Annotated in this window: 12 protein-coding genes and 1 tRNA gene; 9 read left to right on the forward strand and 4 right to left on the reverse strand. The window is 66.3% G+C overall.

Annotated features, from left to right (window positions below):
* Positions 1 to 106: 106 nt before the first annotated feature.
* The 3 genes from infC (at position 107) to rplT (ending at position 1,571) form a co-directional block, all read left to right on the forward strand.
* Positions 107 to 703 (forward strand): translation initiation factor IF-3, encoded by a 597-nt coding sequence (infC, locus tag JSV65_12720; GenBank protein ID UCH36772.1) that lies wholly within the window; start codon positions 107 to 109, stop codon positions 701 to 703.
* A 204-nt stretch (positions 704 to 907) separates the two neighbouring features.
* Positions 908 to 1,111: a 50S ribosomal protein L35 gene (gene rpmI, locus JSV65_12725; GenBank protein ID UCH33431.1), complete on the forward strand. Its 204-nt coding sequence runs from the start codon at positions 908 to 910 to the stop codon at positions 1,109 to 1,111.
* A 79-nt stretch (positions 1,112 to 1,190) separates the two neighbouring features.
* Positions 1,191 to 1,571, forward strand: coding sequence for a 50S ribosomal protein L20 (rplT, locus tag JSV65_12730; protein UCH33432.1), 381 nt, complete (start codon positions 1,191 to 1,193; stop codon positions 1,569 to 1,571).
* Between the two features lie 451 nt (positions 1,572 to 2,022).
* On the opposite strand, the gene JSV65_12735 is transcribed toward rplT, so the two are convergent.
* Complete coding sequence (locus JSV65_12735; GenBank protein ID UCH33433.1) at positions 2,023 to 2,292, reverse strand: hypothetical protein; 270 nt, start codon at positions 2,290 to 2,292, stop codon at positions 2,023 to 2,025.
* Positions 2,293 to 2,431: 139 nt separating this feature from the next.
* Between JSV65_12735 and JSV65_12740 the strand changes: the two genes are divergently transcribed.
* The 3 genes from JSV65_12740 (at position 2,432) to JSV65_12750 (ending at position 6,149) form a co-directional block, all read left to right on the forward strand.
* The gene (locus tag JSV65_12740) at positions 2,432 to 3,676 is read left to right on the forward strand and encodes a molybdopterin molybdotransferase MoeA (protein UCH33434.1); all 1,245 of its coding nucleotides are present in this window, start codon (positions 2,432 to 2,434) and stop codon (positions 3,674 to 3,676) included.
* Between the two features lies 1 nt (position 3,677).
* Positions 3,678 to 5,591 carry a molybdopterin biosynthesis protein gene (locus JSV65_12745; GenBank protein ID UCH33435.1) on the forward strand — a complete coding sequence of 638 codons (1,914 nt, stop codon included), beginning with the start codon at positions 3,678 to 3,680 and terminating at the stop codon, positions 5,589 to 5,591.
* A gap of 126 nt (positions 5,592 to 5,717) precedes the next feature.
* Positions 5,718 to 6,149, forward strand: a complete 432-nt coding sequence (locus tag JSV65_12750; GenBank protein UCH36773.1) for a sulfite exporter TauE/SafE family protein — start codon at positions 5,718 to 5,720, stop codon at positions 6,147 to 6,149.
* Positions 6,150 to 6,422: 273 nt separating this feature from the next.
* Here JSV65_12750 and JSV65_12755 read toward each other — a convergent pair whose 3' ends face one another.
* Positions 6,423 to 7,235: a DUF1638 domain-containing protein gene (locus tag JSV65_12755; protein UCH33436.1), complete on the reverse strand. Its 813-nt coding sequence runs from the start codon at positions 7,233 to 7,235 to the stop codon at positions 6,423 to 6,425.
* A gap of 233 nt (positions 7,236 to 7,468) precedes the next feature.
* Between JSV65_12755 and JSV65_12760 the strand changes: the two genes are divergently transcribed.
* On the forward strand, positions 7,469 to 7,867 hold the full coding sequence (locus tag JSV65_12760) for a hypothetical protein (GenBank protein UCH33437.1): 399 nt from the start codon (positions 7,469 to 7,471) through the stop codon (positions 7,865 to 7,867).
* A gap of 141 nt (positions 7,868 to 8,008) precedes the next feature.
* Here JSV65_12760 and thrS read toward each other — a convergent pair whose 3' ends face one another.
* Together thrS and JSV65_12770 are read right to left on the reverse strand one after the other, a co-directional pair.
* Positions 8,009 to 9,928, reverse strand: coding sequence for a threonine--tRNA ligase (gene thrS / locus JSV65_12765; protein ID UCH33438.1), 1,920 nt, complete (start codon positions 9,926 to 9,928; stop codon positions 8,009 to 8,011).
* Between the two features lie 167 nt (positions 9,929 to 10,095).
* A tRNA-Val gene (locus JSV65_12770) sits at positions 10,096 to 10,170 on the reverse strand.
* Positions 10,171 to 10,458: 288 nt separating this feature from the next.
* Here JSV65_12770 and JSV65_12775 point away from each other — a divergent pair.
* Together JSV65_12775 and JSV65_12780 are read left to right on the forward strand one after the other, a co-directional pair.
* Positions 10,459 to 11,289, forward strand: a complete 831-nt coding sequence (locus JSV65_12775; GenBank protein UCH33439.1) for an HAD-IIA family hydrolase — start codon at positions 10,459 to 10,461, stop codon at positions 11,287 to 11,289.
* Positions 11,286 to 11,627, forward strand: a 342-nt coding sequence (locus tag JSV65_12780) for a bifunctional hydroxymethylpyrimidine kinase/phosphomethylpyrimidine kinase (GenBank protein ID UCH33440.1), incomplete at its 3' end; no start/stop codon positions are given. The genes JSV65_12775 and JSV65_12780, both read left to right, overlap by 4 nt.

An 11,627-nucleotide genomic window follows, 5' to 3' on the forward strand; every position in this document is an offset into this window, starting at 1 on the left:
CGTTGACACCCCGGCGATGTTTTGCTATACTCGCGAACGTGGTTGATCGGCGCAGCGGGTAGGGGTTTCGACCCGGATTCTGCCGGCCCACAGAGGTGACCGCACAATCGACAGAAGAGGCCTTCGGGTCAACGAAGCGATCCGCGCGCCGCAGGTCAGGCTGGTTGACGAGAACGGGGGGCAGGTCGGGGTCGTTTCCTCGCGCGAGGCGCTGGAGATTGCGACGACGAAGGGATTGGACCTGATCGAGGTCGCGCCCAATGCCAATCCCCCGGTCTGTCGCATCATGGATTACGGGAAGTACAAGTACGCCCGCAGTAAGCGTGATCGCGAGTCCCGCAAGAAACAGAAGACCGCCGAGATGCGGGGGGTGCGCATTCGCAGCCCGCGCATAGACGAGCACGACTTCAATCATAAGCTCAAGCTTCTGCGCCGGCTGCTCGCGGAGGGCGACAAGGTAACGGTGAGCCTGCAGTTCCGGAGCCGGGAGATGAGCCATCCCGAGTTCGGGCAGCGTATCCTCAAGCGGCTGGCGGAAGGCGTGGGCGACGTCGCTCAAGTCGAGAGGCACCCCTCTATCGAGGGGCGACGGATGACCATGGTCATCGCGCCGAAGGCCGAAAAGGTCGAGAAGGCCGACAAGGGCGAGAAGGCCGAGAAGGCCGACAAGGGCACGCAGGTCGAGAAAACCGAGGCGCCCTGACGCGGAGCAGGGCGCGGAGGATTCGATACCGCGGTCGCCGTTCGCGACGGCCGCGGTTAGTGTCTCTGGGGGGAGTTGCAGGTGGCGGCGCAGCATTCCGATGGGCCCGGCGCTGACCGAGTGCGCTCGGGGTGCGGCAGCCGTGAAGGAATTCCAGAGCGCGCGACCACGCGCGCGTTTACGACACAGTAGGAGATCAGGGCAATGCCCAAGATACGCACTCATAAGTCAGCAGCGAAGCGCTTCAGGTTCACGTCCACCGGGAAGGTGGTCGGGCGGCGCACTCATAAGAGCCACCTGCTCACGCACAAGAGCGCAACGCGCAAGCGTCGCCTGAGTCGCCCCCGCCAGATCACCGGAGGCGATGCGGCACGCATCAAGCGCATGCTGCCATATCACGGTACGTAGACGAACGCGCGGTCTGCCGACCGCGCGGAGCTCGACGTCCTCACCGGAGGACGTGCTTGACGTCACACAGGAGATAACCATGCCCCGAGCGCGAAAAGGCGTCGCCGCGCACCGGCGCCACAAGAAAATCAGGGATCAAGCCAAGGGATACTGGGGCGCGCGCCATCGGTGGATCCGACCCGCCAAGGAGACCACGATGCGCGCCTTGGCGTATGCCTACCGGGACCGGCGGCAGCGCAAGCGCGATTTTCGCCGACTGTGGATCGCTCGCATCAACGCGGCTGCGCGCAGCCACGGCCTGAGCTACAGCCGCTTCACCGAAGGCCTGCGCAAGGCAGGAGTCGAGATCGATCGGAAGATGCTGGCCGATCTCGCGGTCAAGGACCAAGTTGCTTTCGCCGAGCTTGCCAAGATCGCGGGCGCTCACGCCACCGGGCCGGGAAGCCCTCCCGCGCCCTGAGCGAACGGGGTCCGTTTATCATCACAAGGCCCGTAGACCCAGGAATCACACTCGCGAACCGTGGTGAGGCCTGGCCTCACTCCAGAATCCCGCACGGGGGGACCACGGAACAGTCTCGGCTCGTTCTCCGATAGCCGAGGCACTGCAGAGGATCACCCGCCGGCCGAGCGCCGAAGCCCGAAACGCGCTCCGCGGGTTGAGCAGCCGCAAGGATCACCGTCCTCCGGAAAACGTCAGCGCAGCCACCGACCGGTGGCTGCGCTGTGTATTTACTGCATCGACGACAACACCCAGCCTGCCCAACTCCCACTCGCTGCGACTCATTGCCATCGGTCGCAGGTATCGCAGCCCGTCGTGTCGCCGCTTGCGACCGCCCGGGGACACGTCACTGATGCGGGCGCAAGCCGTCACCGAGCTGCGTGCAATGCGCAGGCACTACGAGCGAGTCGAGCTAACTGGAACCCTCGCTGTCTGAACTCTCCGGCTGAGCGGGCGGAACCGGTGGCGGCGTCGCCTCGGCTTCAGCGGCGAGCCGACGCTCTTCAGCAGCGCTGCGGATCTCGCTGATGCCGAAGGCCAGCATCCCAAGGCCTACTACAACGAAGCCCAGAGCCACCATCGCCTTGATGGCAATCAGCACCGCGGCCCCCCATGCAACGATTCCCCACACTCCGAGCGCGATAAAGATCAGCCCGATCAGGATAATGAGCGCCTTTCCCACGGTAAGCTGCCCTCCCTTCACGTGGTCAGATCAACGTAACGATTCCGTGTTTCTGCCCTTTGTCCGAGGATTCCTCTTGTGTCGCAGCCGCTTTTGTCACTGCATTGTGCTATACTACCGGGATTGAGAGCAAGCTTGCATGAGCAAGATATGGAAGCTGCATACTCTGGCAGAGGCGTGGGGCGAACTGGAGCATCATCTTGCGTCATCTTCGCTGCCCGCCGAGGCAGTGGGCCTCGATGAAGCGCTTGGCCGCGTGACCGCGCAGCCGGTGTTGTGCCCCGAGCCGCTGCCCCCGTTTTCGCGTTCGGTGGTGGACGGTTACGCGGTGCGCGCAGCGGACACGCACGGCGCCACCGAAGGCGCGCCCGCCTACCTAAAGCTCGCGGGGAAGGTGCGTATGGGCGAGGCCCCAGGGCAGGCGCTTGCTGAGGGCCAGGCGATGTGGATTCCCACGGGCGGGATGCTGCCGGAGGGGTCCGACGCGGCCGTGATGGTGGAGTACACGCGTGAATGGGACGCGGCGGAGATCGAGATCCGGCGCAGCGCCGCGCCCGGCGAGAACGTGGTTGCGATGGGCGACGACGTGGCGCAGGGCTCCGAGCTTCTTCCCGCGGGACGCGCGCTGCGCTCGCCGGATATCGGCGCGCTGGCGGCGTTGGGGATCCAGTCGGTCGCGGTGCGCAAGCGTCCCGTCGCGGCCGTCTTCTCGACCGGCAACGAAATCGTGCCCGCCGATGCGTCGCCTGCCGCCGGCCAGATCCGCGACCTCAATTCGTGGGCCCTGGCGATGGCGATTCGCCGGGTCGGCGGAGAGCCGCTGCGCCTGGGCATCGTGCGCGACGTGCTGGAGGACCTGGTTGCGGCACTGCAAGACGGCGTCGCGCGTGCGGACCTGGTGTGCGTGTCTGGCGGCAGCAGCGTCGGCCCGGAGGATCTCGTGCCCCAGGCGATTGCGTCTCTCGGCGGACCCGGGATACTGACGCGCGGCCTCAACGTCCGCCCCGGCAAGCCGACCATCATAGCAGTCGCGCAGGGGAAACCCATCTTCGGCCTGCCCGGCCACCCGGTGTCGGGCCTGATGGTGTTCGACCTGATCGTCGAGCGGGCGATGCGGCACATGCTCGGCTTGCCGTCGGCGCGTCCGCGCACGGTCAAGGCGATTCTCGACCGCGACCTCGGTTCCGTTCCCGGGCGGTCCGACTTCGTCCGCGTGCGCCTGGAAGCCCGCGAGGAGAAGTTGCACGCCGCGCCCGTGCTCGGCAAGTCGGCGATGATTTCGACACTGGTCGGCGCGGACGGCGTGCTTCATATTCCGCCCGAGGTCGAAGTTCTGCGGGCGGGCGAAGAGGTTCAGGTCAGCGTGTTCGCGGAGGGGCAGTGACATGAGACGCGACCAGAAACGGGCGGTGGTGCCGCTCGCGCGCGCGCACGAGTTGTGGCGCGAGGCCCTGGATGCGTCCGGCGTGGGAGCGGCGCCGACCGAGAACGTGAGCGCGATACAAGCGCAGGGGCGCGTCACTGCGGAGGCGATCCGCGCAAAGCAATCCTCGCCGCACTACCACGCGGCGGCGATGGATGGCGTTGCCGTGACCGCCGCCGAGACCATCGGGGCGAGCGAGGTTTCGCCCAAGCGCTTGCGCATACCTGATGATGCCGAGTACATCAACACCGGCGACGCATTGCCGGAGGGCCGCGACACGGTGATTAGGATAGAAGACGTCGCGGTGCTTGAGGATGCAGTGGAGATCACGGCGGCGGCGGCACCATGGGACAACACGCGGCCGACCGGGGAAGATGTCGTGGCGACAGAGGTTGTTCTACCCGAGGGCCACGTCATCAGGCCGGTTGATGTCGCGGCGCTGATTGCGGGAGGGGTCGGTGAGGTGGCGGTGCGGCGCAAGCCTCGGGTTGCAGTGATCCCGACCGGTAGTGAGGTGGTCGAGCCGGGCGTGGCGCCCGCGCCCGGGCAGATCGTGGATTTCGACTCGTACTTGCTTGCCGGGCTGCTCGCGGAACGCGGATGCGAACCGGTGCGTTACGGCATCGTGCCCGACGACCTGGATGCCCTACGCGAGGCCATCGCGCGCGCGGCGGAGGAGTGCGACGCGGTGGCGATGATTGCCGGCGCATCAGCGGGCAGCCGAGATTACACGGCGCAAGCTTTGTCGGAACGCGGCGAGGTGGTGGTGCACGGCGTGGCGATACGGCCGGGCAAGCCCGTCATACTCGGGACGGTCGGCACGAAGCCGTTCATCGGGGTGCCCGGGTATCCCGTGTCGGCGGTGATTTGCTTCGAGCAGTTCGTCGAGCCGCTCATCGCGCGGTGGCTCGGTGTTCCCGAGCCGGCGCCGGAGACCTGCGCGGTGGTGATGTCGCGAGATGTGCCGTCGGTAGCGGGCAGCGAGGAGTTCGTGCGCGTCCGGGCGGGGGAAGTCAACGGTCGTCTCGTCGCGGTACCCCTCGGGCGTGGGGCGGGGCTCGTCACATCGCTGGTGCGGGCCGACGGCGTCGTGCGCGTTCCGGCGTTGAGTGAAGGGCTCGCCGAGGGCGAAGAGATCGAATGCGAGCTTCGCGTGCCCAGGCAACGGCTCGCTTCCACGATCCTCATCACCGGCAGCCACGACCTGAGCCTCGACCTCCTCGACAGCCTGGTGCGTCGGACGCAGCCGGGCATGAGAGTGGCTTCGACACACGTCGGCAGTCAGGCGGGCTTGAAGGTGCTCCACGACGGATGCTGCCACGCCGCCGGGACGCACCTGCTCGACCCTGAGACCGGCGAGTATAATACTGCGTATGTCGGTCGGCTCTTCGTGCCGGGGGAAGTGAGTCTGGTCACGGTGGCGCTGCGCCAGCAAGGACTGATAGTTGCGCCCGGAAATCCGCTGGGGCTGACGAGTTGGGCCGACCTCGCGCGGCCGGGTTTGCGTTTCATCAATCGCCAGCGCGGGGCGGGTACGCGGGTGCTGCTGGATTACGAATTGCGGCGCGCGGGCGTGGACGGGGCCGCGATTCAGGGCTACCGGCGCGAGGTGTACACGCACCTCGCTGTCGCCGCCGCGGTGCAATCCGGGGCGGCCGACGCGGGCGTGGGGATCGCGGCCGCGGCGCAGGCGCTGGGACTCGATTTTGTGCCCCTGGCGATGGAGCGGTACGAGTTGGCGGTGCTGAAGCATGCGCTGGAGAGGGAGCCTGTCGGCACGCTGATCGAAGTCCTGCGAATGGATGCGTTCAAAGAAGTGCTTGCATCGCTCGGCGGCTATGATGTGAGCGAGTCGGGCAGTGTGCGCGAGGCGTAGTGGACGTCGCACATTTACCCTCATCTCTAATCCTCTCTCTGCGAGGGAGAGGATGTCAGCGGCGCAGCCGCAGCAGTCTGCAATCATGATTGATGGAGGGTGATGATGGCGGTCATGGGCATACCGATATGGCAGATGCTGGCGTTCCTCGTCTTAGGGGGAGTGGCGGGGGCGTCGAGCGGATTGCTGGGCATTGGCGGGGGGGTGATTATGGTACCCGCGCTGGTGGTGCTGTTCGGGTTCATCCAGCAGACCGCACAGGGCACCGCTCTGGCCGTCATGATACCGGCGGCGCTGATGGGCGCGTACACGTACGCGGGCGAGCAGAAGGTGAACCTGCCGGTGGCGGCGGTGATGGCGGTGGGGGCCATTGTCGCGGCGCGCTACGGGGCGACGCTGGCTTTGATCCTGCCGCGGGAGGTGCTGCGGACGCTGTTTGCGCTGCTGATGGTCATCGCGGCGGTGCGCATGATGCCGAAGGGCACGAGCACAGAGATGGGGCTGCTGGCGGGGGTGCTGGCGCTCGCGGCGGTGCTGCGGCTGTTCGTGCTGCGGTAGGGAGGCGCCCGCAGATTGCGCAGATCAGGCAGAACGTAGGGGACGGTTTCCTGACCGTCCCGTGACGGGCCGGGATGCAAAGGCCATTGCGCAATTGCTTTGACGGGACCGAGATTCTTCGCTTCGCGCCTCGCCCACGCGGCTAGGTCGCCACGCGACCGCCGTGGCGGCGGCAGAGCCGCCTAGCCACTCGGCGCTACGCTCTGAATGACAGTTTCGGGGCCGGTGAACCTTCGAGTGGTGGAGTATGCAACAGCTTCTGCAACCCGGCCCCTACGATGTTCCGGCGCTGTCCGCGTGCTCTGCCAATGATTCAGGGGATAGGCCCGCCGCGGCGATGATGTCGTCGTCGTTGCCGCGGATGACCTGCTGGCCGGGCTGCACGATCAAGAACTCATCCGCATTCCACTCGCCGTCGAGCATCTTGCGAATCAGCCGCAGGTCGCCCGGCAGGTCATCGAAATCCCAATCCCGCTCCGCCGCGATCTGCTCCACCTCCGCGCGCAGCACGTCGTGCGGTCCGAGTTTGAGGTCTATGAGCGCCGCGCGCGAGTAATGCTTGATCCACGCTTGCTGGACCTCGCAGAGATACGCGGCGTTGTCCTCGCCGTACTTGGCGACGAGGTCGTCGTAGCTCAACTGCATTCCTTCGCCGGCTTCCTTCGTCCGCGGCACGTGGCTGCCGGCGCGCTCGATCCAGCCGGAGGTGAACCAGTATGTCCCGGGCTCGTCGTTGAAGTAGCGCTGGTACACGTCCTTCGAGCCGAGGAAGAAGGTGATGCAGTCGTGAGCGCGCGGGATGACCACCGGCGTTTCGCGCGCAACCAGGCCGAGCACGCCATTGCTGCACAGGCCGTAGCCGAGGACGATGGCATCATATCCGCCGGGGTTCGCGCTGCCCATCCCGCTGCTGGGCGGCCCTTCTTCCGCCGCGTCAATGCTGTGCTGCACCGTCTCGCGCAAGGTTTCGGCGTTATCGTGCAGGCCGCGCTTGAGGAAATCGAGGTCAACCGTATGCGGCGAGTGCGCCGCGCACAGGCAGATCTCGCGGAACATTACTTCACAGGCGATGACTTTGATTCGCATGGATTCCATCACTCCAGTCAGAAGGAACATCCACAGATTACACAGATCCGGGGGATTCGCACAAGACCAGCCGGGAATCTACCGGCAACGCTCGCCCCTGTCTTGTACCCCTTGGCCATAGGATTCCTCGGTCCGGGGGCGAAGACATTAAACACGGGTGACCGGCGGCTCGCCAGCGGAGGCGGCGGGTGATGTGGTCCCCGTCACGCTCGGCGCACAAAGGCGACAGTGCGATGCTCAAGCGAGTCCTACTTGCGGCGGTCATCATAGCGGCTGTTCTCGCGGTCGCCTGCGCTCGCAGACCGCCGCCGTATCGGGCTTCCCCGCCGGCCGTGAAGCGGGTAAGCTTCACCTACGTGGTTCCCCTGCTACGCGTCCAGCGTTACGAGCTGGTACAAAGCTGGGCCGGGAAGACACCTCCGCCCGCCCTCTATTCGGAGATAGCCGACGCGGTGTGCGAAGCCGGTGCGCTCAACCCAAGGATTGCGTTCGAGTTCAACGAACCTCACGTGTGTGTCAGCACCTATGCCCCTGACCGCGACGCGGCCGAAGCCCTAGGCGAGCTCATCCTGGATGGCCTCGTACGACTGGACCCACAGGCTGCCTTCCACGCGCCCCCGACAGGGTCATAGATCCCAGGACCGAGTCTTGACATTCCCTGGAGAACGCGTTGTGGTGCACTAGCCTTCGTCTTGGGGATGAGTGGGATGGCGCAACGCGGCCTGTCATGAGGCGAAACGGGCCGGGGCGGAGCCCGGCCCCTACGTTGTGGGTCACCCGGCCGCCTTCGTCTCGACCTCGTCGCGCAGGCGGATGGTGAAGTCATCGAGCGACTGCGGGCCGAGGTCGCCCGCACTGCGGCTGCGGACTGAGACCTCCTTCGACTCCTGCTCGCGGTCGCCGACGACGAGCATGTACGGCACCTTCTGCATCTGCGCCTCGCGGATCTTGTAGCGCATGCTCTCGTTGCGATCGTCGAGGTGTGAACGGAAGCCCGCGGCCGCTAGCGCGTCATGCACCTCGCGCCCGTACTCGTGATGCCGCTCCGCAATCGGCAGCACCACTACCTGCACCGGCGCGAGCCATGCCGGGAACGCGCCGCCGGTGTGCTCGACGTACCCGCCAAAGAAGCGATCAATGGAACCCAGCAGCGCGCGATGCACCATCAGCGGCGTGTGCGCCTGGCCATCCGCGCCGATGTACTCCATATTGAACCGCGAGGTCAGGTTGAAATCGAACTGGACCGTCGGCCCCTGCCACAGGCGGCCCATGGAATCCTTGAGCTTGATGTCAATCTTCGGCCCGTAGAACACCGCCTCGCCGGGTGCGCGCTTGTAGGCAACGCCGCGCAAGTCGAGCGCTTCGGTGAGCGAGCGCTCGGCAATCTCCCAGTCCTCATCCGAGCCCATGTACTTGTCGTGATCGGCCTCTCCGCGGACGCTGAGGTCGGTCTCGAAATCGCGGTAGCCGAACGAATTCATGATGAACAGCGCGAAGTCGAGGCAGTCCTTGACCTCGTCGCCGATCTGCTCGGGGGTGCAGATAATGTGGGCGTCGTCCTGGGTGAAGCCGCGCACGCGCAGCAGGCCGTGCAGCACGCCTGACCGCTCGTAGCGATACACCGTGCCCAACTCGCAGTAGCGGATCGGCAGGTCGCGGTAGCTGCGAAGCTGGCTCTTGTATATCAGCACATGGAACGGGCAGTTCATGGGCTTGAGGCGGTACTCCTCGTCCTCGATCATGAGCGGCCCGTACATACCTTCTCTATAGAAGCTGAGGTGCCCGCTGGTTTCCCAGAGGTGGGCGCGCGCGATGTGCGGGCTGAAGACGAACTGGTAGCCGCGCTTGAGGTGCTCCTGCCGCCAGAACTCCTCGATGAGATAGCGCACGAGGGCGCCCTTGGGGTGCCACAGCGGCAGGCCGCCGCCGAGTTCCTCGGGGATAGAGAAGAGGTCGAGTTCGCGGCCGAGGCGGCGGTGGTCGCGCTGGGCGGCTTGCTCGCGCAGGCGCACGAACTCGTCGAGCTGCTCCTGAGTGGGGAAGCTGGTGCCGTAGATGCGCTGGAGCATGGGGCGGCGCTCGTCGCCGCGCCAGTACGCGCCCGCGACGTTGAGCAGCTTGAAGGCGCCGACGCAGCCGGTGCTCGGCAGATGCGGGCCGCGGCAGAGGTCAACGAAATCGCCGTCGCGGTAAATCGAGACGGTATCGTCGGCGAGGCCGTTGAGCAGCTCGACCTTGTAGCCCTCGCCGCGCTGTTTGAAGAACTCGATGGCCTCTGCGCGGGGCATTTCCTGGCGCTCGAAGGCGCGATCCTCGGCAAAGACGCGGCGCATCTCTTCCTCGATGCGCTCGAGGTCCTCGGGGACGAAGTTGTGCTCGAGATCGAAGTCGTAGTAGAAGCCTTCCTCGATGGCGGGGCCGATGGCGAGCTTGGCGTCGGGGAAAAGGCGCTTGACCGCGTCGGCCATGACGTGGCTGGCGCTGTGGCGGTGGACCTCGCGGCCCTGCTCGTCCTCGAAGGTGAGGATTTCAATGCGGTCGGCGTCGGGGAGTGGCGCGGTGAGGTCGAGCGCGCGGTCGCCGAGTTTGGCCGCGAGCGCGCGGCCGGCGAGGTCGTCGTCGCGCGCGGCAAGGCATTCGGCGATGGTCTGCTTGCCCGCCCGGGCTCGGTCGAGTTCGATGATGAGGCTCATGGTAGTCTCCTGCCGCCGGTGCGGTCGACGCCGTCGGCGCCGCCGCGGAAATGAAAACGCCCCCCGGTCCCCGGGAGGCTGTCTTCACGCAGCGCGCGGCACCCGCAGGATTGCTGCGCGCTACGCGCCCGTCGTAGTAGTCGTGATGAGAGATGCCATAATGACGATGGTGGGCGGTGTAGGAATCGCACCTACGACCTTCTGCGTGTCAAGCAGATGTTCTCCTACTGAACTAACCGCCCCCGTTACGATGTTGATTATAGCCCGGCTCATGCGAGTTGTAAAGGTCCGCCGATCGGCGGACAACGCATCGGGCAGGAGCATGCCTGCGCTGACCCGAGTCGGATGGTCTGCCGGCCCGGCACTGATCACCGGCACAGCTTCACAATGGATGCCGCAACCTGTCCGTGCGATGGCGAATGGCAGGCGCGCCTGACCTGTTCTCGTTGACCATCCGTCCGGCGCATGTTAAAATGCCATTGGCAGCGCGCCCCGACTTGTCGGGGCCGCGCGCGTTTTGAGGCTGTCCGATGTCCACCGGCACCGATCATTGCGAGCGCCCGCTGCGGGCTGTCATATTCGACCTCGACGGGGTGATCTACCGCGGGAAGACGGCGCTTCCGCATGCGGCGGAGGCCGTTGCCTGGTCACGCGAGCGCGGGCTCGCGGTGCGCTTCCTGACCAACAACTCGACGGTGACGCGGCAGGAGTACTCGCGGCGGCTGGAGGCGTTCGGCATTCCAACGCCCGCGGAGCACGTGATGACCTCGGCCTACGCCACCGCGCTGTACCTGAAGTCGCGCGGGGACGACGGCGCGAAGGTGTACGTCGTCGGCGAAGGCGGGCTGCGCGAGGAGATCGCGGCCCTCGGCTTCGAGGTCCTGCCGCCGCTGCGCACGGACGGCGCCCGATACGTCGCGGTCGGCATGGATCGCGCGTTCAACTACGATTTGCTGCGCAGCGCCATGGCCGCGATCCTCGCCGGAGCGGAATTCGTGGCGTCCAATCGCGACGCGACGTTCCCGGTCGAGAACGGGCTGCTGCCGGGCGGGGGGACCATCGTCTCAGCGATTGAAACCGCCGTAGGGTCGCCGCCGATACTGGTCGGCAAGCCGACGCCGCGGATGCTCGAACTGCTTCTCGTTGACATCGGGTGCGAGCCGGATGAGGCCATCATCGTCGGCGATCGCCTTGACACCGACATCAAGATCGGGCGCGCCGCCGGAGCGCACACGGCCCTGGTGCTGACGGGCATCAGCAGCGCCGACGATGCGCGCGACGCGCCGGAAGACAGGCGGCCGGAGTGGGTGATCTCGACCCTGGCACAGCTGCTGCCGATTCTCGCGGAGCGCATTGCATGATACCGCGCGCGCTGACGATAGCAGGCTCGGATTCGTGCGGGGGGGCGGGCCTGGAGGCCGACCTCAAGACGTTCGCGGCGCTGGGGGTGTACGGTTCGTGCGCGGTAACGGCGGTGACCGCCCAGAACAGCCGGGGTGTGGCAAGCGCGTTCGAGCTGCCGGTTGCCCTGGTGGCGCAGCAGATGGATGCAGTGCTCGATGACGTCGGCGCGGACGCGGTGAAGACGGGCATGCTGTCCTCGACCGCGGTCGTGGAGGTTGTGGCGGAGCGCCTCGCGGCCCATGAGGCGGCGAACTACGTTCTCGATCCGGTCATCGTGGCCAAGGACGGCACGCAC

It is taken from the genome of Armatimonadota bacterium (assembly GCA_020354555.1).
Taxonomy (GTDB): domain Bacteria; phylum Armatimonadota; class Hebobacteria.

What these genes read in the sequence shown, in the direction of transcription:
- JSV65_12775 (UCH33439.1), top strand. Translation starts at nt 10,459, where the DNA reads ATGTCCACCGGCACCGATCATTGCGAGCGCCCGCTGCGGGCTGTCATA.
- JSV65_12740 (UCH33434.1), top strand. Translation starts at nt 2,432, where the DNA reads ATGAGCAAGATATGGAAGCTGCATACTCTGGCAGAGGCGTGGGGCGAA.
- rpmI (UCH33431.1), top strand. Translation starts at nt 908, where the DNA reads ATGCCCAAGATACGCACTCATAAGTCAGCAGCGAAGCGCTTCAGGTTC.
- thrS (UCH33438.1), bottom strand. Translation starts at nt 9,928, where the DNA reads ATGAGCCTCATCATCGAACTCGACCGAGCCCGGGCGGGCAAGCAGACC.
- JSV65_12760 (UCH33437.1), top strand. Translation starts at nt 7,469, where the DNA reads ATGCTCAAGCGAGTCCTACTTGCGGCGGTCATCATAGCGGCTGTTCTC.
- JSV65_12755 (UCH33436.1), bottom strand. Translation starts at nt 7,235, where the DNA reads ATGCGAATCAAAGTCATCGCCTGTGAAGTAATGTTCCGCGAGATCTGC.
- rplT (UCH33432.1), top strand. Translation starts at nt 1,191, where the DNA reads ATGCCCCGAGCGCGAAAAGGCGTCGCCGCGCACCGGCGCCACAAGAAA.
- JSV65_12745 (UCH33435.1), top strand. Translation starts at nt 3,678, where the DNA reads ATGAGACGCGACCAGAAACGGGCGGTGGTGCCGCTCGCGCGCGCGCAC.